The following is a 26378-nucleotide window of genomic DNA, read 5'->3' as shown; positions in this document are numbered from 1 at the left end:
ATGCCGTCGACGCTGCGGGTGGGCACCTCCCGGGGCCGCATCGAGATCCTGCAGACGCTGCGCAGCCGGGAGGCGGTGATCTTCACGTTCGCCTTCCCGGCGCTGCTCACGGTCCTGCTCGGCACCATCTTCGACACCCCGGTGACGCCGGGGGAGGCCACCACCCACTCGCAGGTGCTCGCGGCCGGCATGATCGCCTACGGCATCCTGTCCACGGCGTTCATCAGCGTCGGCGTCGGCATCGCGATCGACCGGGAGGACGGCACCCTGCTGCGCCTGCGCGGCACGCCCGCCACCGCCGGGGCGTACTTCCTGGGCAAGATCCTGCTGGTGTTCTTCGCGACGCTGTTCGAGGTGGCGCTGCTGCTCGCGGTCGCCGTCGCGCTGTTCGACCTGCCGCTGCCGCACGACGCCGGGCGCTGGTTCACGTTCGGCTGGCTGGTGGTGCTGTCGGTGGTCGCCTGTACCCTCCTGGGCATCGCGGCGAGCACGCCGGCCCCCTCCGCCCGCAGCGCGGGCGCCGTGCTCAACGTGCCGGTCATCGTCCTGCAGTTCACCTCCGGGATCTTCGTCCACATCGCCGCACTGCCGAGCGCCATGGTCAACGTCTCGGCGCTGTTCCCCGTCAAGTGGATGGGCCAGGGATTCCGCTCCGTGTTCCTGCCCGACGCGCTCGCCGCAGAGGAGGTGGCCGGAGCATGGGAGCCTGGGAGGACCGCGCTGGTACTGGGGGCCTGGTGCGTGATCGGGCTGGCGCTGAGCCTGGCGACGTTCCGCTGGACCGACCGCCGCTGAGCCGGCTGCCCTGGGACGCCTTCTACGCCGTCGTGGTCGCCGCGGTCGTGGCGTTCCTGCTGCTCGACCACGGCGGCCCGGGACTGGGCCGGGCGGTCGTCTCGTCGGTGCTGCTGGTGCTGGGCCTGCTCTGGTACCTCGCGACGGCCCGCCGCCCGTGGCTGTTCGTGGCGGTGCTGGGCGCCGTGCAGCTGGCCGCCGTCTGGATCGACCACACCGCGGCGTTCGCGCTGTTCGCCTGGGGCCCGATGGTGTTCCAGGCGCTGCCGCTGCGCCCGGCCCTCGCCGTGGTGGCCGCGCTCGACCTGCTGCCGGTCCCGATCGCCCTGCTGCGCGACGGGACCACGGCCAAGGTGCACGGGCTGCTCCCGCTGACCGCGCTGGGCCTGGCCTTCGCCGCGCTGATCGGCACGTACGTCGCCCGCCTCACCGACCAGAACCAGGAGCGCGCCGCGATGATCGCCGAGCTGACCGCGAGCCGGGCCGAGGTCGCCCGGCTCTCCCACGAGGCGGGCGTCGCGACCGAGCGGTCCCGGCTGGCCGCCGAGATCCACGACACCCTCGCCCAGGGCTTCACCAGCATCATCGCGCTGACCCAGGCGGCCGAGTCGGAGCTGGACGCCGACCCGCCCGCCGCCGCCCGCCGGCTGGACCTGGTGGTGCGCACCGCCCGCGACAACCTGGCCGAGGCCCGGGCCCTGGTCGCCGCGCTGGCCCCGGCCGACCTGCAGGCGACCGGCCTGGGCGCGGCGCTGCGCCGGCAGCTCGACCGGCTGGCCGCCGAGACCGGGCTGGGCACGGCGTTGCACGTTGCCGACGGAGCTGAGGCGGTACCGACGGCGCTGCAGGTCGTTCTTCTGAGGGCGGCGCAGGAGGCGCTGTCGAACGCCCGCCGGCACGCCGGGGCGTCCACTGTGGAGGTCGTCCTGCGCGCTGCAGGTGCGGCGGTGGAGCTGACCGTCACCGACGACGGCGCGGGGTTCACGCCCGGCGCCGCCACCGCGGGCTTCGGGCTGGCCGGCATGCGGGCGCGGGCGGAGCAGATCGGCGGGAGCTGCACCGTGGCGAGCGCGCCCGGGGCCGGCACGACGGTGACCGTGACCCTGCCGGTCGGTGCGGCGTGATCACGGTCCTGCTGGTCGACGACCATCCGGTGGTCCGCGACGGGCTGCGCGGGATGCTGCAGGCCGAGCCCGACCTGGACGTGGTGGGCGAGGCGGGCTCCGGCGACGAGGCGGTGGTCGCCGCGGCCGCGCGCCGGCCCGACGTGATCCTGATGGACCTGCGGATGCCGGGGCTGGACGGGGTCGGCGCGACCGAGCGCATCCTGGCCGCGCGGCCGCAGACGCGGATCGTGGTGCTGACGACGTACGAGACCGACGAGGACATCCTGCGCGCGGTCGAGGCCGGGGCCCGCGGGTACCTGCTCAAGGACGCCACCCGGGCCGAGCTCGCGGCGGCGGTGCGGGCCGCGGCCGGCGGGGAGACGGTGCTGGCGCCCTCGGTGGCCGACCGGCTGGCCCGGGAGACCCGGCGCCGGGCCGCGCCGCCGATCCTGTCCGCGCGGGAGGTGGAGGTGCTGGCGCTGGTCGGGCGGGGGCTGACCAACGCCGAGATCGGCCACGCCCTGCACATCGCCGAGGCGACGGTGAAGACCCACCTGCTGCGGACCTTCAACAAGCTGGGCGTGGCCGACCGGACCGCCGCGGTCACGACGGCGATGGCGCTGGGCCTTCTCTAGACGAACACCTCGGCGAGCCAGGCCGTCCAGGCGGCCTCGGCCTCTTCCCGGTCCACCTCGGCGAAGATGTGGTGGCCGGTGAGGATGAAGCCGCCCCGGCCGACGAAGCGCAGCAGGGCGTCGCCGGTGCGCACCCCGAGGAAGCTGGGCTCGAGTGCGATGTCCACCACGCCGGTGACCTCGCGGCCGCCGAACGTGAGCCGGACGGCGTCGCCCTCCTGGACGTCCTTCGACAGCCCCAGCGCCTGCGCGACGCCGGCCCAGACCGTGTCCTGGTCGGGCTGCTGCGGGCCGAACGCGGCGACCGGCACGGCGGTGCGGCCCGGGAAGTGCCGCAGGTACTCGGCGAGCGAGCGCAGGTACAGCGGGTTGCCCTTCTTCAGCGCGTCGTACTCCTCCTCCCAGTTCCCGCCGAGGATGCCGCTGTGCACCATGCGCAGGGCGGTGCTGCCGCCGTCGCGGCCCTCGATGAGGTACTCGAACGCCATGAACGTGCCGTCCTCGCCGGCCTCGCTGCGGTAGGCGAAGTGCCGCCCCGGCTCGTAGGCGGTCACGGTCGCCGTGGCGTCGAAGCCGGGCATCGCCATCCGGGTCTGCCCGCCGGTGCGCGGCTCGACCTCGTTGCGGCCCATGAACCAGGAGTCGATGCCGGGGCCGGTGGCGATGGCCTGCCAGACCTGCTCGGGGCTCGCCGGGAGGTCGATGTCGTGGGTCAGCTCGAACTCGTGGGTCTCGGACATCTCAGGACTCCTTCTCTGCGACGGGGTGGATGGCGACGATGACCCGGTGCTCGCGGCCGCCGGGCGCGGCCTCGTCGTGGTAGCGGCTCACGAGCGCGGTCACGGCCGCCGTGAGCTCCTGGGCGAACGCGGCCCGGTCGGCCGCGGAGGCGAACCGGACGGTGCCGTCGAGGGCGAACGTGGCCACCGGCTTGCCGGCCTTCTCGGCGCCGGTGATGAGCTGCCCGGTCTCCCGGACCAGCCGCGCCGCGAGGGCGAGCAGCCAGCGCGCGGAGAGCCGGTCGGGGGAGCGGGCCGGATCGGGCTGGACCGCGGAGAGCGCGATCGGCGAGATGACGAACGAGGCCGCGGCCGCCCGCAGCACCCGCTCGGTCATGTTGCCCTTGCGCCGCTCCTCGACCAGCTCCACGAGGCCGTGCGCCTCCAGGGCCTTGAGGTGGTAGTTGACCTTCTGCCGGGGCAGGCCGACGAGCGCGGCCAGGCTCGTGGCCGAGTGCGGCTCGGCCAGCAGGGCCAGCAGCCGGGCCCGGACCGGGTCGAGCGCGACCTCGGCGGCCGCCGGCTCCTCGATGACGCTGACGTCGAACATGGCCCAACCCTAGGCTCGGACAACTTCTCTTGTCAAGACAAAAAAGTTTGTCGGTACTGCCTGAGCGCTATCGTGTCGCCGTGACTGCTGCCGATACGCGCGCGCCGCGGGTGTCCACGATCGAGCTGTTCTTCGATCTCGTCTTCGTGTTCACCGTGACCCAGCTGGCGTCGGTGCTCGTGCACCACGTCGACTGGGCGCACACCGGCCAGGTCCTGCTCATGCTGGGGCTGATCTGGTGGATGTACGCGGGCTACAACTGGCTCACCAACGCCGTCGCCCCGAGCAGCACGACCCGCCGCACCCTGCTGCTGGCCGGCATGGTCGGCTTCCTGATCATCTCGCTGGCCGTCCCCGAGGCGTTCCACGAGGACGGCTGGGCCTTCGGCGTCGGCTACGCGATCGTCATCGTGGTGCACAGCACGCTGTTCCTGCACGCCGACGACAACGGTTCGATCGGCCGCGCGATCGCCAACCTGGCCCCGATCAACGGCCTGTGCGCCGCCCTCGTCCTCACCGGCGGCTTCCTGCACGGCGGCTGGCGCACCGGCCTGTGGGCGGCCGCGCTCGCCGTCATCGTGGCCGCGCCGTACCTGCAGCGGATGGGCTCCTGGACGATCAACGCGGGCCACTTCGCCGAGCGCCACGGCCTCGTGATCATCGTCGCGATCGGCGAGTCGGTGGTCGCGATCGGCCTGGCCTTCCGCGACGCGCACCTCGACGCCGGCACCCTCGCCGTCGCGGTGCTGGGGCTGGCGATCGCGTACTACCTGTACTGGACGTACTTCTCCGGCGACGAGGCGCGCGCCGAGCACGCCCTGCACGCCGAGGCCGACCCGGCGCGCAAGGCCCGGCTGGGGGTGTTCGCGTACGGCTACGCCCACGTCCTGCTGCTGGCCGGGATCGTCGGCACCGCGGTCGGCGTCGAGCTCTCCGTCGGCCACGCGACCGAGCCGCTGCCCTGGCCGAGCGCCGTGGTGCTCAGCGCCGGCGTGGCCGTGTTCCTGCTCGGCCACGCCTGGTTCCTCCAGCTGATGGGGATACCCGGCATCTCGTACCGCCTGATCGGCGCCCTGGGAGTGCTCGCCGTCATCCCGCTCGGCCACTGGCGCGCGGTGGCCCAGCTCGCGGCGGTCCTGCTGGTCATGATGGCGGCGGCGATCACGCGGGACCTGCGGACGGTACGCCAGACCCGCACCACCCGGATCCACGACTTCGGACGCTGACCGCCGGTATTGATCGACGGCTGTATCGTGCCGGTCGTGGTCAATGCCGCCAACCGGCGCCGGGGAATGCGCGACGTGGCGGCCGCCGCCGGGGTGTCCGTCAGCACCGTCGCCAACGTGCTCAACAACCCGGGCGTGGTCGCCGAACCCACCCGCCGCCGCGTCGAGGAAGCCATGGACGCCATCGGCTTCGTCCGCAGCGGCCCGGCCCGGCAACTGCGCGGCCTGCCGAGCCGGCTGGTCGGCTCGGTGACGCTGGACCAGGGCAACCCGTTCTACGCCGAACTGAACCGCGGCATCGAGGACCACCTGGACGGCGAGGACTGCATGCTGCTGGCGTGCAGCACCGACCTGCGCCCGGACAAGGAGCTGCGCGCCCTCCACCTGCTCGAGGAACAGTCCCCGCGCGGCGTCATCGTGACCCCAACGGGCGAGGACGGCGGGCGGTTCGCGGCGGTGAGCTCGCGCGGTACACCCGTGGTGCTGCTGGACGCCCGCCAGGACGGGCTGGACCTGTGCGCGGTGACGGTGGACCACGACCTGGGCGGCCGCCTGGCGGGCGAGCACCTGACGGCGCTGGGGCACCGGCGGGTCGCCTTCATCACCAACGGCCCCGACATCGACCCGGTCCGCGAGCGCCGCGAGGGGCTGCGCCGGGCCCTGTCGGCCGACCCGATCGAGGTACGCCTGGCGCCGGGCGGCTTCGCCGAGGGCACGGATGCCGCGGTCGGCGCCCTGCTCTCCATGGCCGACCCGCCGACCGCGGTGGCGTGCGTCAACGACGTGGTGGCGCTGGCGGTGATCCGGGCCATGCAGGCGCGCGGGCTGAGCGTGCCGGACGACCTCTCGGTGGTCGGCTACGACGACCTGCCGTGGGCCGCGCACGTCCGGCCGGCCCTGACCACGGTGCAGCGCCCGATCCGGGAACTGGGGCGGGTCGCCGCCGAGCTGCTGCTCTCCGAGACGGCCACCAGCCACCGCCATCAGGAGCTGGTGTTTCCCCCGCGCCTGATCGTGCGGTCCTCGACCCGCGCGGTGAGGTAGACCGCCAGAGGGTGCCCGGACCCGAGCACCGCGGTGCACGCCTCGGCCCGCGCGTGCAGCCGGCTGATCTCGATCCGCTCGAACAGCCGCTCGCTGCCGCCGACGACGGCGTGCATGATCTCGTCCGGTGCCGCGTCCGTGTCCATCCGCCGCAGGATCGCCTCCGCCGCGTCGCGCTCGCCCGCTTTGAACGCCCACGCGGCGGTGTCGAGCCAGGAGGCGAGCGTGTGCGGATGGTGCAGGCCGAGGGTCCGCTCCCGGTCTTCGGCGAGGCCCTGCGCGAGCCGGGCGGCCCGGTCGAACTCCCCGGCGCTCGCGGCGATCTGGGCGATCAGGGTGCGAGCCTGCAGCACCCGCTGGCTGTCGGCGCCGAGCAGCCGGGCGTAGGCGGCGCGGACCTCCTCCAGCAGAGCCAGCGCCTCGACCGGCCGTTGCTCGGCCAGGAACGAGCCGATGTAGTGGTCGGTCAGCACCGTGTCGTGGTGGTCCGGGCCGTAGACCCGCTCGTGATCGCGGCGCACCTGCTCCAGCAGCGCGAGGCTCGCCGTGGCCCGGCCCAGTTTGCCCAGCGCGTAGCCATGCATCCGCCGTGCGTTGAGCGTGTCGGAGTCGTCCGGGCCCAGCACCCGTTGCAGGTCCGGCACCAGGGTCTCGTACATCCGCGCCGCCACGGCCCGGTCGTGGCCGTCGGCGAAGGCCTCGGCCAGCTTGGCCCGGGCGCGCAGGGTCGCCGGGTCGTCGGGGCCGAGGACTCGCTCGCGCTCCCGCCACACGCTCTCCAGGTCGTCGAGGGCCGTGCGGTCGCCGACGAGCATGCGGGCGTGGAAGGCGGCGGCCACGTCCGCGTCGGCGACCCCGCCGCTCGCCGCGCGGCGGAACGCGGCCACCGCGGCGTCGTTGACGAAGCGCTGCGCGGCGGCGACGCCGATGTCGAACGCCTGCGCGGGGGCGGCGCGGTCGATCAGGGCCGTCCACGTCGCCGGAGGCACGCGGTCTTGGCCGTCGACGTCGATCAGGTAGTCGAAGGCGAGCACGCGGTCCGGGTCGGCGGTCGGCAGCAGCAGGCTGCTCGCGCCGTGCGCGGGCGCCGTGGCCCAGCGGACCGCCTCGTCGAGGGGTTCCGGGCGCAACAGCGCGCCGCCGCGGCGGCGCAGGCGCTCCTCGGCCAGGTCGGCCAGGAACGCGACCGGCTGCGGGTCGTGCACCCCGGCGCGGCGGCAGTCGACGGCCGCGGCGACGAGGGCGGCGCCGCGCGGGTGCGCGCCCGGACTCCAACCGGCCCGCCACGCCCGCACCAGGTCGGGGCCGGCGGCCAGCAGTTCGGCCACGCCGAAGTCGCCGGCGTTGCGCAGGGCGGCGCGGATGCGGGGGTCGTCGCCGCGCGTCCGGGCGCGGGCCAGTTCGGCGGCGCTCCACCGGCGGGGCAGCTCCACGACGGTGGCCTGGCCGAGCACGTCACGGGCGTCGCGCCAGGTGCCGCGGGCCGCGTCGGACGGGTCGGCGGGGGAGGCGAGGCGGTCGTACTCGGCGCTGCGCAGCGTGGCCACCAGCCGCACGTCCCGGTCGCCGGGGCCGCGCATCCGGCGGACCGCGGCGGGGGTCAGGCCACCGACGCCGAGGAAGCGCTCCAGGTCGTCGAGCCAGACGACGGCCCGGCGGAGTTCGGCGACGAGCGGCATGATGCGGGCCAGGGCCTCGCGGTCAGCGGGGGCGACGAACGCGTGCCGGGGGAACCGGGCGCGGACCGCCTCGTACGCCGCGCGGGTCTTGCCCGCCGTGGAGTCGCCGACGAGCAGCACCAGGCCGCCGCGGTCGAGCGCGGCGCGGAGCCGGTCGTCGGCGTCACGGGCGATGTAGGGCGGCACCCGATCAAGAAGTCCGTCTGCGGCCTCGGCGGGGTGGACGCGTACGGCAAGGGGGTCGTCGACGTCGCGGACCAGCGGTGGGCGGCCGCCCGGGCCGGTGACGAGCAGACCGTCGGGCAGTGCCGACCGCAGTTCGCGGTGGCGGGCCAGCAGCTCCTCGCCCCGCGCCGCGGCGACGCCGAGGACGGCGGTCCCCACGGCGGCGAGGGCCACCACCAGCGGCTGGTCCGGCCACCGGGCCGCGGCGAGGCCGGCCGCCGCGACGGACAGGGCCGAGACCACGAGCAGCGCCCAGCCGCGCGTGCGGGGAGACGAGCGAGGAGCCACGAGTACACCTCCGGGGACGCAGGGTAACCGGGAACGGCAACCCGGCGCTGGCCCGTTAGGGTGGGCCGATGGGTGTCGCGCAGTCGTTGTCGGAGCTTCCGTACGCCGCGTTTCTGCAGGTGCACCCCGACGGGGAAGCGCTGGAGCCGGACGGGAACTACACCGAGGTGCACTTCGACTCGGTGGAGTTCTCCGGGGGCGAGGCGACCAGTGCCAAGTTCATCGAGGCCGCGCTCACCGGGGTGACCATGGCCGAGGTCGGGCTCGAGCGGGCGCGGTTCAGTGACGTGTGGCTCAGCCGGAACCGGTGGGTCGGGGTGCGGGTCGTCGACGGGGAGTGGCTCGACGTGGCCGTGCTCGACAGTTCGCTCGCCGGGGTGCAGGCCTACAGCTCGCGGCTGCGGCGGGTCACGTTCCGCGGGTGCAAGATCGACACGCTCAACCTGCGGGGGGCGACCTTGGTCGACGTGGTGTTCGAGGACTGTGAGATCGACGAGCTCGACTGTGCCGGGGCGTCGCTGACGAACGTGACGTTTCCCGGGTCGGCGGTGCGCAGCGCGCGGTTCTCGCAGGTGAAGTGCAAGAAGGTGGACTTTCGCGGGGCGCGGGAGCTCGACGTGGCCGACGGGGCGGACTCGCTGCGCGGGGCGATCGTGGACGAGCGGCAGCTCATGGAGCTCGGGCCCGCCCTCGCGGCGGCGCTAGGGATTCTGGTCAAGTAGCGCGGCGACCGCCTTGGCCACGCGGCGCTTTCGAGTTTCCTCGGTCTTGGCGCCCTCGACCGAGAGGGTGTGCTGGCGCTGGTTGCTGTACGACAGCTTGTCGAACGCCGCCCGCGCCTGCGGCTCCGCGTCCAGGGCGGCGGCCAGGTCGGCCGGGACCTCGACGACGCGCGGGGCGGTGTCCAGCTCGATGTCGACGTCGATCTCCTCGCCGGCCGCGATCCCGGCGCCGGCGCGCACCTCGGCCGCGACGGGCAGCATCGGCACCCCGCCGTAGACGGCGACCGTCGACCGGTACGTGTACCCGTTGATCGTCACCGCCACCTTCGGCTTCTTGCCCTGGCCCAGCGCCTCGACGATCTCGGCGGGCACGGTCAGGCCGGTCGCGGTCTTGCCGTTCAGCTGCAGCGTCGTGCGAAACCTCATGCGGCTCAGCCAAGCAGGCGCAGCGCCTGCCGTACAGGGAAACGTTCGACCGTGCCCTCGAAGGACGTCTCGCCGAGGCAGAACCGCTCGAACATCCGCCAGCCGGGCGGCGTGCGCAGCATCGTGTGGAACAGCCGCGGCCGGCGGGCGAACGCGGCGAGCAGCTTGGTGCCGGCCCGCATCGTCGGCACCAGCGTGGTTTCGACCTCCCGCTCGTACCGTGCGAGCTCCCCGTCGGCCGCCGCCGCTCCCGCGAGCGCGCCGGAGCGGGTGGCGAAGCTGATGCCCTCCCGCGTCCACGGTTCCAGCAGCCCCGCGGCGTCCCCGGCGACGATGACGCTGCCGTTGCGCAGGGGCGAGGATTCGGTACGGCACCGCGTCAGATGCCCCGAGTCGTGCACGGGCTCGATCCCGTCGAGGCCGAGCCGCCGGACGAAGTCGCGCAGGTACGCCTTGGTCCGCTCGCCGTCCCCGCGCGCCGAGATCACCCCGACGGTCAGCAGGTCGCCCTTGGGGAACACCCACGCGTAGGAGCCGGGCAGCGGGCCCCAGTCGATGAGCAGGCGGCCCTTCCAGTGCTCCTGGCGGGCCCGGTCGATCGGCAGCTCCACCTCCAGGCCGAGGTCGACCTGGCCGTACTCCACGCCGACGTGCTTCGCCGTGATGCCGGACGAGCCGTCGGCGCCGATCGCCGACGTGGCCGTGATCGTCTCGCCGTCGCCGAGGCGGATCGCGACCCCGTCGCCGTCCTGCTCGAGGCGGCGGACGGCGGTGGCCTGCCGTACCGTCGCGCCCGCCTTTTCGGCGGCCAGGCGCAGGGCGTCGTCGAACTCGGGCCGGCGGACCATCGCCAGCAGCGTCCTGCCGGGCTTGGCGGTGCGGGCGAACGGGGCCCGCCCGTCGTGGGTGAACTCGGCGCGCTCGATGCGGTCGTCCGCCGGGATCGCGATGCGGTCGCGCACCGCCGCCACTGTCTGGCCGATCAGCCCGCCGCCGCAGGTCTTGTACCGCGGGTGCGTCGCCTTCTCCAGGACGAGCGTGCGGGCACCGCGGCGGGCCGCCTCGTACGCGGCCGACAGTCCCGCCGGTCCGCCGCCGACGATCGCCACATCCCAGTCAGTCACCCGAGAACCTTAACGGGCAGGTGACTTTGGCCTCGTGTGACCAACACATCAGCCGTTCGGGTGACGGATCTGCTTCACTCGGAGCATGTCCGCGATCGACCATCTCATCCACGCGAACGCCCGGTACGCCGAGACGTTCCCGGGTCCCCGGCCGCTGCGCCCGAAGCTGCGCCTGACCGTCATCGCGTGCATGGACTCGCGCCTGGACCTCTTCGGCGCGCTGGGCCTGGAGATCGGCGACGCCCACCTGATCCGCAACGCGGGCGGCCTGCCGACCGAGGAGGTCCTGCGCTCGCTCGCGATCTCCCAGCGCAAGCTCGGCACCCGCGAAGTGGTGATCATCCACCACACGGAATGCGGCATGGAGGGCTTCGACGACCCGGCGTTCCGGGCCGAGCTGGCCGCGACCGGCCGGACGCCCAGCTGGGACGTGCCGGGCTTCACCGACCTGCACGACACCATGCGCACGTCGATCCGCACGGTGCGGGAGTGCCCGTGGATCCCCAACCGCGAGGACGTCCGCGGCTTCATCTTCGACGTGGCGACCGCGAAGATCGAAGAGGTCGTCTGAGTCCCGCAGATCGGACACCCGCGTCCGCAATGTGAACACCGGCGCGGCCCGCACCGTACGTGTACGAAGGGCTCGCGGTGCGTGCGCAATTTGCATGTTGCGGGGGTGGCGCCGAGGGATCTGAGGTGTCCAGAACGGGTGACGAATGCGGCACCATCGGACGCATGCGATACGGGGGGAGACTCAACCGGATCGAGTTCACGGCCCTGATCGACCAGCAGGCGAACCGAATCCGCGCCAGCGTCACCACGCTGCCGTTGTACGGCCCGGCCGGGTGGCCGGGTCCTTGCCGCCTGGGCGCCTGGGGCTGGGAAGACGACCGGCTGATGCACGCGGGCCTGCACTTCGAGGCCGCGGCCGGCCCCTGGATCGAGGTGATCACCACCGCCGGGCCGCCGATGCCGCAGCTGATCGACCTGCGCATGGCCGCCGCGGGGGAGCGCCCCGGTGACCGCCGGGCCCTGGAGCGCGCGCTGGACGCCGCCTCCAGTCCGGCCGGGGAGCGGGTCGCGATCACCGTCGACGGCGCGCCCCGCGAGTTCTCCCGCTGGCCCGACGAGCCGCTCGGGGAGGACCGGGGCCGCGGCTGGCTGGCCATCCTCGACGAGGTGCCGGGCCTGCTGCTGCGCGCGTCCGGGGTGGAGCCGAAGGGGCTGGCGCTGACCCGCGTCAGCGACATCGAGCCGCACCTGACCGGCACGCGGGCGCATCTGCTGGCCGGTTACGACGCATACGGTACCGGCTGAGCCGTTTACATCGTCGCCAGCGCCTGGGCGAAGTTGACCCGCTGGATCGCCTCGGCCGCGTGCACCGGGGAGTACACCAGCTCCTGGGCGAGGTAGTGGTAGGGCCCGGACTGGATCGACACCACCAGCGGCCCCGACATCGAGTGCGTCTTCGCCGTGAGGAACAGCAGCCCGAAGAGCAGGAAGAAGCTCAGGCCGCAGGTGAACAGGGACAGCAGTACGGCCAGGATCGCGCAGGTCACCGCCAGCCCGACGCCCCAGCCCGCGGTGGTGGTGATCGGGATCGGCTGGGAGACGACCATCCAGCGGCTCCCGCGCACCGGCCAGACGCCCAGCGGCGTGTAGATCGCCACCCCGTCGACGCGCACGTCGCCGATCTGCACGTCGGGGCCGTTGTAGGCGGGAGTGCCGCTGTACGGCACGGGCAGCGTCACCCGGGGATTGTCCCGCGGCGAAAAGCCCGAACGACACCGGCCGGAAGGGCGAAAACCGGCCGTTTCGCTGCCGATGTGGGCTGGGTGAGGCTCCTGCGGTACGCCCGCAACGGCATCGAGCCGCTCGTCGTGCTCCTGGTGATCGCGGTCCTGCACCACTTCGGGGTGGCGGGACCGGCCCCGGTGTGGGTGCCGGCGATCCCGCTGCTCGCCGGGGCCGTGTACCAGCAGCCCGAGGTCCAGCTGTGGCTCTCGGGCCACGACCTGCGCAACCGGGTCGCCGCGCGCATCACCGTGCACATGCTGCTCACCACCGCACTCGCGTACATCCTCGGCTGGGGCCCGCTGCTGGCCGTCGCGCACTTCCACATCCTGTCGATGCACCTGGAGTGGTCCGGCTCGCGCGCCTGGCGCCCCGGCGCGCTGGGCAGCGTCGCCTCCCTCGCGATCGGGCAGCTCTGCGTGGCGGTGGGCCTCTACTCGTACCTCCCGTCGCCCGAGATTCACGGCGTGGCCGCGCTGGTCGCCATCGGCACCGCCACCACCTGCCGGGTCCTGGGCCGGGCGGTCTCGCGGCGGGAGCGGGCCGAGGCCGCGGTGCGCGCCCGCGACGAGCGGTTCCGGGTGCTCGTGCAGGACTCCAGCGACCTGATCGCGATCGCCGGGCCGGACACCGGCCTCACGTACGTCTCGCCCGCCGCCGAGCGCGTCCTGGGCATCGAGCCCGACCGGCTGCTCGGCCAGCAGCTGTGGCAGCGCATCCACCCCGACGACATCGCCGCCGCCCAGGAGCTGCTCGGGCGGGTCCTGGCCGGCGACGAGACGAACGAGGAGCGCGGCGAGTTCCGCATCCGCGACGCGACCGGGCAGTGGCGCTGGTTCGAGGTCAGCTCCCGCAACCTGCTGGACAACCCGGCCATCCAGGGCGTGGTCGGGCACTACCGCGACGTGACCGAGCGGCGGGCGGCCCAGGACGAGGTCGCGTACGCGGCCACCCACGACGCCCTCACCGGCCTGGTCAACGCCCAGACGTTCATGCTGGAGCTGGAGGCGGCGCTGGCCGCGCCCGCGCGCATCGCGCTGCTCTTCGTCGACCTGGACGGCTTCAAGCAGGTCAACGACTCGCTCGGGCACGAGGCCGGGGACGAGCTGCTGGCCCTGGTGGCCCGGCTGATCCGGCGCTCGACCATGGCCTCGGACATCGTCGGGCGGCTCGGCGGCGACGAGTTCGGCGTGATCCTGACCCGCGTCGGCGGCACCGACGTGGCCGAGGCGGTCGCGGCCCGGCTGGTCGCCGCGATCGAGCGGGACATGCACGTGGCCGGGCACACCGTGCGGGTCGGCTGCAGCGTCGGCGTGGCGGTGTCGGGCCCCGAGCCGACCCAGGCGCGGGCGCTGCTGCGGAGCGCGGACCTCGCGATGTACGCCGAAAACGCGCCCGGAAGGCGGCCGCTAGCCGGCCCGCGTGAGATCCGTCCGCGCCGCGAGGTCCGTGAGCAGCTCCAGCAGCCGCTCGGCGGCGGGGGAGAGGGTGCGCCAGGCGGCCACGGTCTCGGCCGTGTCGCCCGCGATCGGCACGAACACCACGCCCGTGTCCCGCAGCGTCCGAGCCGACGCGGCCAGCCTCGTGACCCCGACACCGGCGGCGACGAGACCGAGCAGGTTCGGTACCGTGGCCGCCCTGTGCACCACCGCCGGCGCGAACCCGGCCGCCGCGAAGTCCCGGTCGTACTTCTCGTGCCACGGCGGCCACGACGCCCGCGGCGTGAGCACCCACGGCTCGTCCGCCAGGTCGGCGAGCGCGATCGCGGCCGCCCCGGCCAGCCGGTGCCGCGCCGGGAGGACCGCGCAGACCGGCTCCCGCGCGAGGGTCCGGGTGCTCAGGTCCGCGACCAGCGGCGGCCGCGTGAACGCCAGGTCGATGGTCCCGTCGCGCAACCCGCCGACGAGCGGCTCGATCGCCAGGTCGGCCGTGGTGAGCTCGACGTCCGGCAGGTGCTCGCGCCCGGCCCGGACGACGAGGGGCAGCATGTAGTTCGCGACGGAGGCGAGGAACCCGAGCCGCACCCGGCCGAGCTCGCCGGACTCGGCGCGGCGGGCGACGGCGACCGCGCGCCCGGCGGCGGCGAGGACGGCCCGCGCCTCGGCCAGGAACAGCCGCCCGGGCTCGGTCAGCCGGGTGCCGCGGGTGTCGCGGTCGAACAGCCGGGCGCCGACGGTCCGCTCGAGTGCCGCGATCTGCTGCGAGAGCGACTGCTGGGCGAGGTGCAGCTCCCGCGCCGCGGTCGTGAAGCTCAGGTGCTCGGCGACGGCGGCGAAGTACCGCAGCTGCCGCAGCTCGGGAAGGGTCACAGGCTCTGACTGTAACCGCTCCCGGGAGCGTGTGTTGGCCGCCGCGCACCGCCCGGGCCGAGGCTGGAGGCATGCGAAACTGGCTGATCACCGGCTGCTCGTCCGGCTTCGGCGCCGCGATCGCGCGGGCCGCCCTGGACGCGGGCGACCGCGTCATGGCGACGGGCCGCGACCCCGCGACGCTGACCGGGTTCCCGGACCGGACCCGCCTCGACGTCACCGACCCGGCCTCGGTCGCGGCGGCCGTGGCGCTGACCGCCGAGCGCCTCGGCTCGATCGACGTCCTGGTGAACAACGCGGGGCACGGCTCGGTCGGGGCCGTCGAGGAGATCGAGCCAGGGCACCTGCGCTCGATCATGGACGTGATGTTCTTCGGCGCGGTCGCCGTGACCCAGGCCGTCCTGCCCCACATGCGCGCCCGCGGCTCGGGCGCGATCGTGCAGATCTCGTCGATGGGCGGGCAGCTGACCATGCCCGGTTTCGGCGCCTACTGCGCGGCCAAGTTCGCCCTCGAGGCCGTTTCGGAGGCGTTGTACGCCGAGGCGGGCCCCCTCGGCATCCGCGTGCACATCGTCGAGCCGGGCGCCTTCCGCACCTCCTTCGGCGGCGCGAGCCTGCACCGCTCGCCGCGGCTGCCCGCGTACGCGGAGACGACGGCGGCGACCCGGGCCGCGGTGGAGGCGATGGACGGCGGCCAGCCCGGCGACCCGGACCGCGCGGCCCAGGCGATCCTGGCGCTGCTCGACGCGTCCGACGCCCCGCTGCGGCTGGCCCTGGGCGCGGACGCGGTGGACGCGATCCGCGCCCACCACGAGTGGCTGGCGGCCGACCTGGCGAGCTGGGAGAACCTGAGCCGCTCGACGGATCTCACGCCATCAGGGAGTTGAGCTCCCCGAAGTCGTACGAGCCGGCCAGCGAGGTGTAGGTGCCGGCCGAGTAGACCTCCTCGGCGGCCCGCCGGGCCAGGGCGTAGGCGGCCTCGGCGATCCACGAGCCGAGGCTGACCCGGGCCACGCCGAGCGCGGCCAGCTCGGCCACCGGCGGCGTCCCGTCCTGCGCGAGCACGTTCAGCGGCGCCGGGATCGCCTTGGCCAGGGTGCCGATCGTGTCGGCGTCCGCGACCCCGGGCACGAAGATCCCGCTCGCGCCGGCCGCCAGGTACGCCTCCGCGCGGGCGAGGGTCTCCTCGGGGCGGCCGCGGAAATACGTGTCGACGCGCGCGTTGATGTACAGCTCGACGCCGGCGTCGTCGGCCGCGGCGCGGGCGGCCGCGATCCGGGCCTGCTGGCCGGCGACGTCGCGCAGGGTCGCCGCGGCGCCGTCGCGGGCGGTGTCCTCCAGGTTGATCCCGACGGCGCCGGCCGCGAGCACGCCGCGGATCGTCTCGGCCACGCCGGCCGGGGTGTCGCCGAAGCCGGACTCGATGTCGGCGGTGACGGGCAGCGCCTCAGGGACCGCGCGCACGATGCGGGCCAGGTGCTCCAGGGCGCGGTCGCGGGCGAGGACGTCGCCGTCGGGGGCGCCCAGCGTCCAGGCCACGCCGGCCGAGGTGGTCGCGATGGCCGGCGCGCCGGACGCGGCGACGATGCGGGCGGAGGCGGGGTCCCAGGCGTTGGCGAGCACCAGCGGGGCGGCGGCGGTGTGCAGGGACCGGAAGTGAGCGGCGCGGTTGGTCATGCGGGCCATTCTTCCGCCGCCGCGCGCACCCGCCCCAACGTTTTAGGTGCCGCTACATTGGTACTCCATGGTGTCGATCGGCCTGTCCGCGTCCGCGATCGCGCGGATCCGTTTCGCCGTCTCGCCGCTCTGGGAGACGATCGCCAGCCTGCGCGTCCTGCGGGATCCGGGCGGGCACGCGGTCCACCTGCCGTGGGTGCGCCGGGTCCGCGGGCTGGGCGTGCCGCTGCTGGTGGCGCCGGCGCCCGGGTACATCCCCGACTTCCTCACCCCGACCCCGCCGGGCCCGTTCCCGGACCTCGACGACGAGCTCGCGGTGCTGGCCGCCACGCCGCCGGAGGTGGTCGCGGCCCAGACCGGCGCCGGAGATCCGCCCGACCCGGCGGCCTTGGCGAAGGAGCTGCGGTCGTACTTCGACGCCGCCCTCGCCCCGGACTGGCCCCGCATCCGCGCGCTGCTGGAGGCCGAGGTGTACGCGCGGGCCCGGACCCTCGCCGCCGACGGGGTGGGCGGCCTGCTCAACGACCTGCACGCGAACGTCTCGTTCGCCGGCGGCACCCTGTCGGTGCTGCAGCGCTGGTGCACGGCCGCGGACGTGCCGGACGGCGGCGACCTGGTGCTCATCCCGTCCGTGTTCGTGTGGCCGTCGGTGCTGACCGTGTTCGGCGCGCAGGCCCAGCTGGCCTATCCGCCGCGCGGCATCGGCGCGCTGTGGGAGTCGCCGCCGGACGCGGGCGCGGACGCGCTGGGGGCGCTCGTGGGGCGGGCCCGGGCGCGGCTGCTGACCGAGCTCGCCGTCCCGTCCTCGACCTCGGAGCTGGCCGGGCGGATCGGGATCACGCCCGGCGGCGTGTCCCAGCACCTGGCCGTCCTGCGGGCGGCGGGCCTGGTCCGCACCCACCGCGACGGCCGGTCCGTGCTCAACGTGCGCACCGCGGCGGCCGAGGTCCTGCTCGAAGCGAACGGCCGGCCGGCGCCCTAGGGCACCGACCGGCCGTTCGTTTTGCCAAGCAAGAGCGTTACTTGTCGGCCGGGCCGAGCTCGGCGGCGCCGCCGCCGGGGATCCCGTCCTGGTGGAACTGGGTCCCCTCGGCGAAGGCGGCGTCGAAGCGCTGCTCGAGCGCGTCGAGCTCGGAGAACTCGGCGGAGTGCGAGGACTCGCTGCCCTCGGCGGCGAAGACGTGGTCGTCCTCGGACGCGTCGTGGCTGTAGTTCGTGTAGTTGTCGGACTCGAAGTGCACGGCGGCCGGCTGGTCGTACTCGACGTGCTGGCCGGTCGAGAAGTCCGTCGACTCCTGGGCGTGGTGGTCGTTCTCGTACACGCCGAACTGGGACTGCGCGTCCTGCTCGGAGCCCTGGGCCTGGTGCAGCTGGTCGAGCTCGGTGCTCTCCTGGCCGGCCGAGTAGTGGCCGTAGTCCGCGCCGGTGTCGCCGGTGTCGCCGGTCTCGTAGTCGCTCATGATGGTTCCCTTCGAGGGCCGCGGCGAGCCGCGTTGCGTTTGCTCATGGTCAAGTGGTGCTGGGATTCGAAGCTAGACCCGTACGAGCGGCGGAACTATCCCCCACATGACAGCTGATCAGCCAGTTTTCGTCCCAACGACGGGAAGCGTGCATACTCCTGCGGTGCTACGACACTGCTGCGACGGGATGCGCGCGCAACTGGACGCCGAGGACCGCACCGAGGACCCGTGGGACGACCCGGACGTCGTGGTCGTCTACATGCCGAAGTTCGACGAGTACGGCCTGCCCGTCCGCGACGGCGGCTCCTCGATGGTCGTGATCGGCTTCTGCCCGTGGTGCGGCGCCCGCCTGCCCGAGTCGCGGCGGGACGCCTGGTTCGACGCGATCGAGCGCCTCGGCCTGGACCCGTGGGAGGACGACGTCCCCGAGGAGTACCTGACCGACGCGTGGTGGAACCCGGAGCAGGACGGCACGAGCCGGGACTTCGTCGAGCCCGAGCGGGTCGTCAGTCCCGTCTGATCAGCTCCACCACCGGGATGCGGCGCTCGATGCCGGCCTGGTGGTCGTTGAAGAACGGGTACTGCCCGGCGATCCGCTCGAACAGCGCGTCGCGGTCCGCCCCCTCGGCCGGGCGGGCCGCGGCCGGGTACTGCTCCCCGTCGACCTCCACCGTGACGTCCGGGTCGGCGGCGAGGTTGCGGTACCAGTCCGGGTCGTGCTCGGCCCCGGCCGCCGAGGCGACCACGAGCAGCCGGTCGTCGAGCCGGACGAACATCATCGGGTTGGTGTACTGCTTGCCGCTGCGCCGCCCGGTGGTGGTGAGCAGCAGCAGCGGCCGGCCGTCGAGCTTGCGCCCGGCGGCGCGGAACTGCTCGATGAGCGCGGCGTTGGCGGCGTTCAGATCGGCGGGAATCTCAGCCATGCGACGACCCTAACTACTCGGTGAGCGCTATCCGACGGGTTCCAGAAGGTTCGACCTGCGCACGATCGGCACGCTCAGCGTCTTGTACCCGACCTCCTCGAACAGCACCACGACGCGGTCCTGCTCGTAGGCCATCACCGTGCCCGTGCCCCACGTGGTGTGCCGCACCTCGCTGGAGACGGGGAACGGCCGCTCGTGGTCGGCCTGCCGGGGCACCGCGACCTCGGGTGCGGCCATCGGCGCGGAGGCCCTGCGGAACAGCTTCTGGTACCAGCGCAGCCGCGGCACGACGGGGTCGACGACGACGGTGCCGTTCGCGCAGTTGTCGCAGTGCCCGCACGGCCCGTCGGCCTGCTCGCCGAAGTACGCCAGCAGGGACCGGCCGCGGCAGTTGGCGCTCTCGGCGTACTGGCGCATCATGTCGATCCGCGACTTGCGCAGCGTCTGGTGCCGCTCGAACTGGGCCAGCGCGAGCCGCGCCGCCTCGGCCGGCGCGGGGGCGTAGCGGGGCGCGGTGAGCTTGTTGCCGGCCCCGACCTCGACCGCCCCGACCTGCTCCAGCAGGCTCAGCAGGGACGTGATCCGGCGGGCCGGCAGCCCGCTGCGGGTGGCGAGGCCGGTCCGGGTCGTCGGGCCCTCGCGCAGCGCGGCGGCGAGCTGGGTCAGCTCCTTGCCGTCCGGCGCGCCGGTGGCGAAGAACCGCTGCAGGGCGACGTCCTCCGGGCGGAAGAACAGGATCGTGCGGGACTTGGCGCCGTCGCGTCCGGCGCGCCCGATCTCCTGCAGATAGCTGTCGGGCGAGTCCGGCAGGGCCACATGGTGTACCCAGCGGATGTTGGGCTTGTCCACGCCCATGCCGAACGCGCTGGTGGCGACCATGACCGGGATCTTGTCCGCCATGAAGTCCTCGTAGCGCCGGTTGCGCTCGCCCGCGGACAGTCCGGCGTGGAAGGCGACGGCGGGGATGCCGCGCTCGTCGAGCCGCTGCGCGTACTGCTCGGCGATGGCGCGCGTCGGGGCGTACACGATGCCGGGGTTCTGCTCTTGTTGCACCTGGGCCAGCAGGCGCTGCCAGCGCTGCTCGTCGCTGGTGCAGTGCACCGCGCCGAGTTCGAGGTTGGCCCGGTCGAGCCCGGCCACCAGGGTGAACGGGTCGCGCAGGCCGAGCGCGGCGATGATGTCGGCCCGCACCGGCGGCGAGGCGGTCGCGGTGAGCGCGACGACGGGCGGCCGGCCGAGCTCCCGGATCAGGTGCCCGAGCTGCAGGTAGTCGGGGCGGAAGTCGTAGCCCCAGGCCGACACGCAGTGCGCCTCGTCGACGGCCACCATCCCGGGCCGCAGCGCGCGGACCTCGGCGAGGCGGTCCGGGTTGCCGAGCTGCTCGGGCGTGATGAACAGGAAGCGGGCGGTGCCGGCCTGCAGCGCCTCGAGCGCGCGGCGCTGCTGCGCGGGGGTCTCGGCGGAGCTGATCCGCACCGCCTGGCCCTCGCGGCGGCGGTTGAGACCGGCGATCTGGTCCTGCTGGAGCGCGAGAAGTGGTGAGATGACGATGGCCGGGCCGGCGATCAAGGTCGCCGGAATCTGATAGATCGCGGATTTTCCGCCGCCGGTGGGTAACACGACGAGAGCGTCACGCTTCTTGAGCAGGGCGCGCATCGGCGGCAGCTGTCCGGGGCGGAGCGTGTCCCAGCCGAACTCTTGGCGGGCGGCCCGGCGCAGGCGGGGCCCGGGAGGCACAAGATTCATCGGTTCGGGACTGTACCGGTGTTCGAACGCTTCGGCGCGCTACGCGACACGCCGAGCCTTGAGGACTCTCACCGTCCTGCACCCGATATGCAACCGAAAGTGACGGCGTAAGCACCCTTCGTAGTCGAAAGTTCTTCGTGTCAGCAGGTGGACCGCCTGCACGGGGTCCACCCGGACACGAGGGGGAACCGATGACAACGACCCTTGAGGGTGCCACGCTCAAGGTCCAGTTGGAAGGCCGCGAGCTCGAGGATCTGATCCGCGAGCACCTGCCGCTCGTCGGGCATCTGGTGCGCCAGACGCTCGGCCGCCTGCCTGCCCACGTCAGCCGCGAGGACCTGGTCTCGGCCGGGATGGCGGCTCTGGCCGGCGCCGCGAAGGCGTTCGACCCGAGCCGCGGCATTCCGTTCGGCAGCTTCGCCACGACGCGCATCCGGGGCGCGATCCTGGACGAGCTGCGGGGGCTGGACTGGGCGAGCCGGTCCGTGCGGGCCAGGGCCAGGCAGGTCGACGCGATGCAACAGGAGCTCACCGCGGCGCTCGGCCGCACCCCGACGAACCACGAGCTCGCGGAGGCGCTCGGGGTGGGCGTCGACGAGTTGCAGGCGATCGACGACGACGTGCAGCGCGCGGCCGTGCTGTCGCTGCAGGGCTTCGCGGCCGGCAGTGCGGAGGACATGGTCCCGGAGCGGGCCGCGGGGCCCGAGGACCTGATCCTGCACCGGGAGCGCATCGGGTACCTGCACAACGCCGTGGAGGCGCTGCCCGAGCGGCTGGGGAAGGTCGTCAAGGGGTACTTCTTCCAGGAGCGCCCCATGATGGAGATCGCGCACGAGCTCGGGGTCACCGAGTCGCGGGTCTCGCAGCTGCGCGCCGAGGCGCTGATGCTGCTGCGCGACGGGCTCAACACCCACCTCGACCCGGACCTGGTCTCGGCCAGCGAGAAGCCGACGGGCTGCGTCGCGCGCCGCCGCGAGGCGTACCACGACAAGATCGCCAACGCCGGCAACCTCAACAGCCGGCTGGCCCAGACCAATCACCACGGCATGCCGTTCATCCAGTCCGGCCGCCACGCATAAAGATCCGTCACCGATCCGGGGCCCGCCATTCTTCATGGCGGGCCCCAGATCGTTTTGAAGACCGCTCGTTTTCCGGTGGTAGGGTGGCCGCTGCACATTGGTCCGGCAGATGTTCACACCTGCGAAATACGCACCGATTGGGCGGGCGAATGCGTTTCGAACCGGCAGCATCCGAGCACCCGGAAACCGGCGAAATCCACCATATCGGCGCCCCCGCGCGCCGCTCCGGCGGCCGCCGGCTCTGGATCGTCGTCGCCGCCGCGGCCGCCGTCCTGCTCGTCGGGGCGGGCGCCGGCGCGGTCGCGTTCATGAGCCGCGACTCGGCCGCCGACACCGGCACCGGCACGGACCCCGAGGGCATCGGCAACGCCGACCCGGCCGGCGCGTCCGGCCTCCTCGAAGCGGGCGCCTCCGGTTCGGCGTCGGCCCCCGCCTCGGCCGCCGCGTCCGCCTCGGGCAAGCCCGGCGCGACCACCAAGGCCGCCGGCGGCGCGGCCAACGCCCCGGGCGCCCCGCCGATCACGCCCGCGGCCGGCAAGCGCTGGACGGTCGGCTTCAGCGAGGAGTTCAACGGCACCGCGCTGGACAAGTCCAAGCTCACCCCGTGCTTCGACTGGAACAGCGGCGACTGCACCTCGACCTTCAACGGCGGGCGCGAGCACTACCAGCCCAGCCAGGTCCAGGTCTCCGGCGGCACCGCCAAGCTCATCGCCGCCCCGCTCAGCCCGGCCTACAAGAGCAGCGCCTGCCAGGGCGGCTCGTGCACGTACAAGGCGGGCCTGGTCTCCACCGCGCGGCCGAACTCGGGCACCAACAAGTACCTGTACTCGTTCACGTACGGCTACGTCGAGTCGCGCCTGAAGTTCCCGGGCACCCAGGGCTTCTTCACCGCGTTCTGGATGCTGCCCGCCGACCCGTCCTACAACTACCGCTCCGAGCTGGACATCCTCGAGGTCATGGGCAACGACCCGGCCTCGATGTTCATGACCTACCACTGGGGCGAGCGCCAGCACGAGTACCACGTCAACGACGGCAAGAAGAGCAACGGCAAGTGCCCGGCCAAGGACTACTCGAAGGACTACGTCCGCCTGGCCGTGGACTGGGAGCCCGACCACATCTCCTGGTACATCGACGGCGTCGAGTGCGCCCGGTTCAGCGACGCCTCCGCGATCGAGAACGGCCCGATGCAGCTGCTGCTGCACATGATGGTCGACAACGAGTGGCAGCGCTCCTGGAACGTCGGGCTGACCGACCCGACGCTGACCCGCCAGCTGGAGGTCGACTACATCCGCGTGTATCAGCAGACGGCCGCCTAGCAGGGCAAACCTGGGATAGACGGTCGTTTTGACCTTGAGGGTGAGCAAAACTCACCCTTACGCACCATGAAGCCTGTTGACGGGCCGGGTTAGGCTGTCGCCACTTTGGGGACGGGGCCCATCAACAGGGAGTGCAAAAAATGTCGTTGCGTCGGCGTTTGTCGTTTTTGACAACCGGTGCAGTAGCCCTCGCGGGCGCAGTAATTGCATTGAATTTCGGGCATTCCGCCGCGAATGCGGCGACGCTGCCGAACGGTTTCCAGGAGCAGGTCGTGTTCAGCGGCCTGACGCAGCCCACGAGCGTGCAGTTCGCCTCGGACGGGCGCGTCTTCGTCGCGCAGAAGAACGGCGTGGTCAAGGTCTTCGACAACCTGTCGGACCCGAGCCCGTCCGTGTTCGCCGACCTCTCCAGCAAGGTGCACGACTACTGGGACCGCGGCATGCTGGGCCTCGCGCTCGCGCCGACGTTCCCGGCCGACCCCTCGGTCTACGTGCTGTACGCCTACGACGCCCCGATCGGCGGCGCCGCCCCGACCTACGGCGACGACTGCGTGGTCCCCGGCGGCGGCGCCGGCGGCAACTGCGTCATGAGCGGCCGGCTGTCGAAGCTGACCGCCAACGGCAACGCCTGGACCGGCACCGAGCAGCCGCTGATCACCGACTGGTGCCAGCAGTTCCCCAGCCACTCCATCGGCGACCTGCACTTCGGCTCCGACGGCGCGCTCTACGTCTCCGGCGGCGACGGGGCCAGCTTCGGCGGCGCCGACTACGGCCAGTTCGGCACCCCGGCCAACCCGTGCGGCGACCCGGCGATGGAGGGCGGCGCGCTGCGCTCCCAGGACCTGCGCACGACCGGTGACCCGCTGCGGTTCTCCGGCTCGATCGTCCGCGTCGACCCGGCCAACCCGGCCGGCGCCAAGATCGTCGGCTACGGCCTGCGCAACCCGTTCCGGTTCACCACCCGCCCGGGCACCGGCGAGATCTGGACCGGCGACGTCGGCTGGAACTCGTGGGAGGAGATCAACCGGATCACCAACCCGGCCGGCACCGCCACCAACTTCGGCTGGCCCTGCTACGAGGGCAACGCCGTGCAGCCGGGCTACGAGGGCGCGGCGCTGCCGATCTGCCAGAGCCTGTACACCGGGTCCGGGCAGACCGGGCCGTACTACACGTACAACCACATGAGCCAGGTCGTCCCCGGCGAGGCGTGCGGCTCCGGCGGCTCGTCGGTCACCGGCCTCGCGTTCTACCCGACCGGCGGCGGCTCGTACCCGTCGGCGTACAACGGCGCCCTGTTCTTCGCCGACTACTCGCGCGGCTGCATCTGGGCGATGATGAAGGGCGCCAACGGCCTGCCCGACCCGGCGCAGATCCAGACGTTCGCGGGCGGCGCGTCGACCCCGGCCTACATCACCATGGGCCCCGGCGACGACCTGTACTACGTGGACATGGTCGGCGGCACCATCCGCCGGATCCGGTACTTCCCGACCAACCGCCCGCCGATCGCCTCGTTCACGGCCACCCCGACCTCCGGCACCACGCCGCTCGCGGTGACCTTCAACGCGTCCGCCTCGACCGACCAGGACGTGGCCGACCAGAACCAGCTCACGTACCAGTGGGACTTCGACGGCAACGGCACGTTCGACGCGACCGGGGTGACGGCCAGCCATACGTACACGAGCGACGGCGGCTACTCGGCCCAGCTGAAGGTCACCGACCCGCTCGGGGCCAGCGACACGTCCTCGGTCACCATCACCGCGGGCAACGGCTCGCCGACGGCCGCGATCGACTCGCCGACGGCCACCTTCAAGTGGGGCGTCGGGGACACGGTGTCGTTCTCCGGCCACGCCACCGACCCGCAGCAGGGCAACCTGCCGGCCTCGGCGCTGAAGTGGGAGGTGCTGCTGGAGCACTGCACGACCCCCGACGCGTGCCACACGCACTTCCTGCAGACCTTCAACGGCGTGGCGAGCGGCTCGTTCCCGGCGCCCGACCACGAGTACCCGTCCTACCTGCGGCTGCGCCTGACGGCCACCGACTCCGGCGGCCTGACCAGCGTCTCCACCGTCGACCTGCAGCCCAAGACGGTCGACATGTCCTTCGCCTCCAAGCCGTCCGGGCTGCAGCTCGCGGTCGGCTCGACGGCCGGGGTCACGCCGTTCACCCGCAAGGTGATCGTCGGCTCGACCAACACCATCAGCGCCCCGGGCCCGCAGACGACGGCCGCGATGACCTACGGCTACGGCTCCTGGTCGGACGGCGGCGCGCAGACCCACACGCTGACCGCCCCGGCCTCGGCGACCACGTACACCGCCACCTACAACGGCATCCCGCCGATCGAGCTGCGGGCGGGGGCCAACGGGCAGTACGTCTCGGCGGCCAACGGCGGCGGCCTCCCGCTGATCGCCAACCGCGGCGTGGTCGGCTTCTGGGAGCAGTTCGACGTGATGGACGTCGGTGGCGGCTTCGTCGGCCTGCGCAGCCGCGCGAACCTCAAGTTCGTCACGGCCGAGGCCGGCGGCAACAACCCGCTGATCGCCAACCGCGACACCGTCGGCGACTGGGAGAAGTTCCAGTTCATCGACAACGGCGACGGCACGGTCAGCCTCAAGGCCAACGCCAACGGCAAGTACGTGACCGCCGACCAGGGCGGCAACGCGCCGCTCATCGCCAACCGCGACACCGTCGGCGCCTGGGAGCGGTTCACCAAGGTCAAGGCCCCGACCACGGTCAGCGTCACCGCGTACATCAACAACCTGCTGGTGTCCGCGTCCAACGGCGGCAACGGCCCGCTGATCGCCAACCGCGGCCAGGTCGGCGCCTGGGAGACCTACGACGTCCTGGACCTCGGCAACGGCTACGTGGCGCTGATCTCGCACGCCAACTACCAGTACGTGTCGGCGGCGAACGGCGGCAACGGCCCGCTGATCGCGAACCGCGGCGTCGTCGGGGCGTGGGAGATGTTCCAGATGGTGAACAACCCGGACGGGACGGTGAGCTTCCGGGCCAACGCCAACGGGAAGTTCGTGACGGCCGATCAGGGCGGGAACGGGCCGCTGATCGCCAACCGCAACGAGGTCGGCGCCTGGGAGAAGTTCAGCCTCGCCCCGGCGTGATGCTCAGGGTGCGACCTCGCCGTCGAGCCGGTCGGCGAGGTCGCCCCGCCCGATGCTGCGCAGCGCGGCCTTGAGCTCCCCGAGGCGGCCGCGCTGCTCCAGCCAGTCCCACAGGTCTGCTGGTTGCCGGCCGGGCTGGAAGCGGGCGCGGTGGGAGACCGGGACGCTGAGCTCGTCGGCCAGGTCCGGCCAGTCCTGCACGAGCCGCTCGCAGATCTGCCGCTTGAGGCTTCCGCTGTGGGTTGTCGCGCCCGGTTGCGCGGCACTCTGGTGGTGCACCGGGCCGAAGTAGGCGCCCTGGGCGTTCACGGGTGCGTTGAAGATGTTCTGGTTGTACTGCGCGTTGTCGGGCATCGCCC

26 protein-coding genes and 1 pseudogene are annotated in these 26378 nt (G+C 73.1%); 15 read left to right on the top strand and 12 right to left on the bottom strand.

What is annotated here, in order from left to right:
• From ACQPZ4_RS41980 to ACQPZ4_RS41970, 3 genes are read left to right on the top strand one after another with little or no spacing between them, the layout of a single operon-like run.
• Window positions 1–795, top strand: coding sequence for an ABC transporter permease (locus ACQPZ4_RS41980; RefSeq protein ID WP_433066905.1), 795 nt, complete (start codon window positions 1–3; stop codon window positions 793–795).
• Window positions 738–1919, top strand: a complete 1182-nt coding sequence (locus tag ACQPZ4_RS41975; protein WP_433049251.1) for a sensor histidine kinase — start codon at window positions 738–740, stop codon at window positions 1917–1919. The genes ACQPZ4_RS41980 and ACQPZ4_RS41975 overlap by 58 nt, the downstream gene beginning before the upstream one ends.
• The gene (locus tag ACQPZ4_RS41970; protein WP_433049248.1) at window positions 1916–2536 is read left to right on the top strand and encodes a response regulator; all 621 of its coding nucleotides are present in this window, start codon (window positions 1916–1918) and stop codon (window positions 2534–2536) included. The genes ACQPZ4_RS41975 and ACQPZ4_RS41970 overlap by 4 nt, the downstream gene beginning before the upstream one ends.
• On the opposite strand, the gene ACQPZ4_RS41965 is transcribed toward ACQPZ4_RS41970, so the two are convergent.
• Window positions 2533–3276 (bottom strand): SRPBCC family protein, encoded by a 744-nt coding sequence (locus ACQPZ4_RS41965; protein WP_433049245.1) that lies wholly within the window; start codon window positions 3274–3276, stop codon window positions 2533–2535. The genes ACQPZ4_RS41970 and ACQPZ4_RS41965 overlap by 4 nt on opposite strands.
• Before the next feature lies 1 nt (window position 3277).
• On the bottom strand, window positions 3278–3865 hold the full coding sequence (locus ACQPZ4_RS41960; protein WP_433049242.1) for an ArsR/SmtB family transcription factor: 588 nt from the start codon (window positions 3863–3865) through the stop codon (window positions 3278–3280).
• A gap of 80 nt (window positions 3866–3945) precedes the next feature.
• Here ACQPZ4_RS41960 and ACQPZ4_RS41955 point away from each other — a divergent pair, with 80 nt between their 5' ends.
• Both ACQPZ4_RS41955 and ACQPZ4_RS41950 read left to right on the top strand, forming a co-directional pair.
• The gene (locus tag ACQPZ4_RS41955) at window positions 3946–5091 is read left to right on the top strand and encodes a low temperature requirement protein A (protein ID WP_433049239.1); all 1146 of its coding nucleotides are present in this window, start codon (window positions 3946–3948) and stop codon (window positions 5089–5091) included.
• Window positions 5092–5127: 36 nt separating this feature from the next.
• Window positions 5128–6135, top strand: coding sequence for a LacI family DNA-binding transcriptional regulator (locus ACQPZ4_RS41950; protein WP_433049236.1), 1008 nt, complete (start codon window positions 5128–5130; stop codon window positions 6133–6135).
• Here ACQPZ4_RS41950 and ACQPZ4_RS41945 read toward each other — a convergent pair.
• Window positions 6075–8327: a tetratricopeptide repeat protein gene (locus tag ACQPZ4_RS41945; protein ID WP_433049233.1), complete on the bottom strand. Its 2253-nt coding sequence runs from the start codon at window positions 8325–8327 to the stop codon at window positions 6075–6077. The two genes, ACQPZ4_RS41950 and ACQPZ4_RS41945, sit on opposite strands and share 61 nt — an antisense overlap.
• A gap of 68 nt (window positions 8328–8395) precedes the next feature.
• Here ACQPZ4_RS41945 and ACQPZ4_RS41940 point away from each other — a divergent pair, with 68 nt between their 5' ends.
• On the top strand, window positions 8396–9049 hold the full coding sequence (locus ACQPZ4_RS41940; protein ID WP_433049230.1) for a pentapeptide repeat-containing protein: 654 nt from the start codon (window positions 8396–8398) through the stop codon (window positions 9047–9049).
• Here ACQPZ4_RS41940 and ACQPZ4_RS41935 read toward each other — a convergent pair.
• Complete coding sequence (locus ACQPZ4_RS41935; RefSeq protein WP_433049227.1) at window positions 9029–9475, bottom strand: YdeI/OmpD-associated family protein; 447 nt, start codon at window positions 9473–9475, stop codon at window positions 9029–9031. The genes ACQPZ4_RS41940 and ACQPZ4_RS41935 overlap by 21 nt on opposite strands.
• A gap of 5 nt (window positions 9476–9480) precedes the next feature.
• On the bottom strand, window positions 9481–10599 hold the full coding sequence (locus tag ACQPZ4_RS41930) for a geranylgeranyl reductase family protein (RefSeq protein ID WP_433049224.1): 1119 nt from the start codon (window positions 10597–10599) through the stop codon (window positions 9481–9483).
• Window positions 10600–10684: 85 nt separating this feature from the next.
• Between ACQPZ4_RS41930 and ACQPZ4_RS41925 the strand changes: the two genes are divergently transcribed.
• Both ACQPZ4_RS41925 and ACQPZ4_RS41920 read left to right on the top strand, forming a co-directional pair.
• Entirely contained in the window at window positions 10685–11170 is a 486-nt protein-coding gene (locus ACQPZ4_RS41925; protein ID WP_433049221.1) for a beta-class carbonic anhydrase, read from the top strand.
• A 164-nt stretch (window positions 11171–11334) separates the two neighbouring features.
• Window positions 11335–11916, top strand: coding sequence for a hypothetical protein (locus tag ACQPZ4_RS41920; protein ID WP_433049218.1), 582 nt, complete (start codon window positions 11335–11337; stop codon window positions 11914–11916).
• Between the two features lie 5 nt (window positions 11917–11921).
• On the opposite strand, the gene ACQPZ4_RS41915 is transcribed toward ACQPZ4_RS41920, so the two are convergent.
• Window positions 11922–12350: a hypothetical protein gene (locus ACQPZ4_RS41915; RefSeq protein WP_433049215.1), complete on the bottom strand. Its 429-nt coding sequence runs from the start codon at window positions 12348–12350 to the stop codon at window positions 11922–11924.
• A gap of 300 nt (window positions 12351–12650) precedes the next feature.
• Between ACQPZ4_RS41915 and ACQPZ4_RS41910 the strand changes: the two are divergent.
• A pseudogene (locus ACQPZ4_RS41910) lies at window positions 12651–13736 on the top strand (diguanylate cyclase domain-containing protein); the annotation flags it as partial.
• A gap of 66 nt (window positions 13737–13802) precedes the next feature.
• On the opposite strand, the gene ACQPZ4_RS41905 reads toward ACQPZ4_RS41910, so the two are convergent.
• On the bottom strand, window positions 13803–14702 hold the full coding sequence (locus tag ACQPZ4_RS41905) for a LysR family transcriptional regulator (protein ID WP_433066902.1): 900 nt from the start codon (window positions 14700–14702) through the stop codon (window positions 13803–13805).
• Window positions 14703–14773: 71 nt separating this feature from the next.
• On the opposite strand from ACQPZ4_RS41905, the gene ACQPZ4_RS41900 reads away from it, so the two are divergent.
• Window positions 14774–15589: an oxidoreductase gene (locus ACQPZ4_RS41900; protein ID WP_433049212.1), complete on the top strand. Its 816-nt coding sequence runs from the start codon at window positions 14774–14776 to the stop codon at window positions 15587–15589.
• On the opposite strand, the gene ACQPZ4_RS41895 is transcribed toward ACQPZ4_RS41900, so the two are convergent.
• Window positions 15570–16379, bottom strand: coding sequence for an isocitrate lyase/PEP mutase family protein (locus ACQPZ4_RS41895; protein WP_433049209.1), 810 nt, complete (start codon window positions 16377–16379; stop codon window positions 15570–15572). The two genes, ACQPZ4_RS41900 and ACQPZ4_RS41895, sit on opposite strands and share 20 nt — an antisense overlap.
• A 67-nt stretch (window positions 16380–16446) precedes the next feature.
• Between ACQPZ4_RS41895 and ACQPZ4_RS41890 the strand changes: the two genes are divergently transcribed.
• Window positions 16447–17361, top strand: a complete 915-nt coding sequence (locus tag ACQPZ4_RS41890; RefSeq protein ID WP_433049207.1) for a helix-turn-helix domain-containing protein — start codon at window positions 16447–16449, stop codon at window positions 17359–17361.
• 37 nt (window positions 17362–17398) lie between these two features.
• On the opposite strand, the gene ACQPZ4_RS41885 is transcribed toward ACQPZ4_RS41890, so the two are convergent.
• On the bottom strand, window positions 17399–17839 hold the full coding sequence (locus ACQPZ4_RS41885; protein WP_433049204.1) for a hypothetical protein: 441 nt from the start codon (window positions 17837–17839) through the stop codon (window positions 17399–17401).
• Between the two features lie 163 nt (window positions 17840–18002).
• Between ACQPZ4_RS41885 and ACQPZ4_RS41880 the strand changes: the two genes are divergently transcribed.
• Window positions 18003–18359, top strand: coding sequence for a DUF6980 family protein (locus ACQPZ4_RS41880; protein WP_433049201.1), 357 nt, complete (start codon window positions 18003–18005; stop codon window positions 18357–18359).
• Here the strand turns inward: ACQPZ4_RS41880 and ACQPZ4_RS41875 are convergent.
• Both ACQPZ4_RS41875 and ACQPZ4_RS41870 read right to left on the bottom strand, forming a co-directional pair.
• Entirely contained in the window at window positions 18346–18762 is a 417-nt protein-coding gene (locus tag ACQPZ4_RS41875; protein WP_433049196.1) for a nitroreductase/quinone reductase family protein, read from the bottom strand. The two genes, ACQPZ4_RS41880 and ACQPZ4_RS41875, sit on opposite strands and share 14 nt — an antisense overlap.
• A 27-nt stretch (window positions 18763–18789) precedes the next feature.
• The gene (locus ACQPZ4_RS41870; protein WP_433049194.1) at window positions 18790–20508 is read right to left on the bottom strand and encodes a RecQ family ATP-dependent DNA helicase; all 1719 of its coding nucleotides are present in this window, start codon (window positions 20506–20508) and stop codon (window positions 18790–18792) included.
• A 191-nt stretch (window positions 20509–20699) separates the two neighbouring features.
• Between ACQPZ4_RS41870 and ACQPZ4_RS41865 the strand changes: the two genes are divergently transcribed.
• The 3 genes from ACQPZ4_RS41865 to ACQPZ4_RS41855 all read left to right on the top strand — a co-directional run bounded on the left by ACQPZ4_RS41865 (window position 20700) and on the right by ACQPZ4_RS41855 (window position 26019).
• Window positions 20700–21587, top strand: a complete 888-nt coding sequence (locus ACQPZ4_RS41865) for a sigma-70 family RNA polymerase sigma factor (protein ID WP_433049191.1) — start codon at window positions 20700–20702, stop codon at window positions 21585–21587.
• Window positions 21588–21736: 149 nt separating this feature from the next.
• Window positions 21737–22903 (top strand): glycoside hydrolase family 16 protein, encoded by a 1167-nt coding sequence (locus ACQPZ4_RS41860; protein ID WP_433049188.1) that lies wholly within the window; start codon window positions 21737–21739, stop codon window positions 22901–22903.
• Between the two features lie 209 nt (window positions 22904–23112).
• Window positions 23113–26019, top strand: coding sequence for a PQQ-dependent sugar dehydrogenase (locus tag ACQPZ4_RS41855; protein ID WP_433049185.1), 2907 nt, complete (start codon window positions 23113–23115; stop codon window positions 26017–26019).
• A 3-nt stretch (window positions 26020–26022) separates the two neighbouring features.
• Here ACQPZ4_RS41855 and ACQPZ4_RS41850 read toward each other — a convergent pair whose 3' ends face one another.
• On the bottom strand, window positions 26023–26373 hold the full coding sequence (locus ACQPZ4_RS41850) for a death domain-containing protein (protein ID WP_433049182.1): 351 nt from the start codon (window positions 26371–26373) through the stop codon (window positions 26023–26025).
• Between the last annotated feature and the right edge of the window lie 5 nt (window positions 26374–26378).

This window comes from Dactylosporangium sp. CS-033363 (assembly GCF_050942475.1).
Lineage (GTDB): Bacteria > Actinomycetota > Actinomycetes > Mycobacteriales > Micromonosporaceae > Dactylosporangium.
Note: the sequence above shows the minus strand (reverse complement) of the source record. Positions and strands in the feature narration are given on the sequence as shown.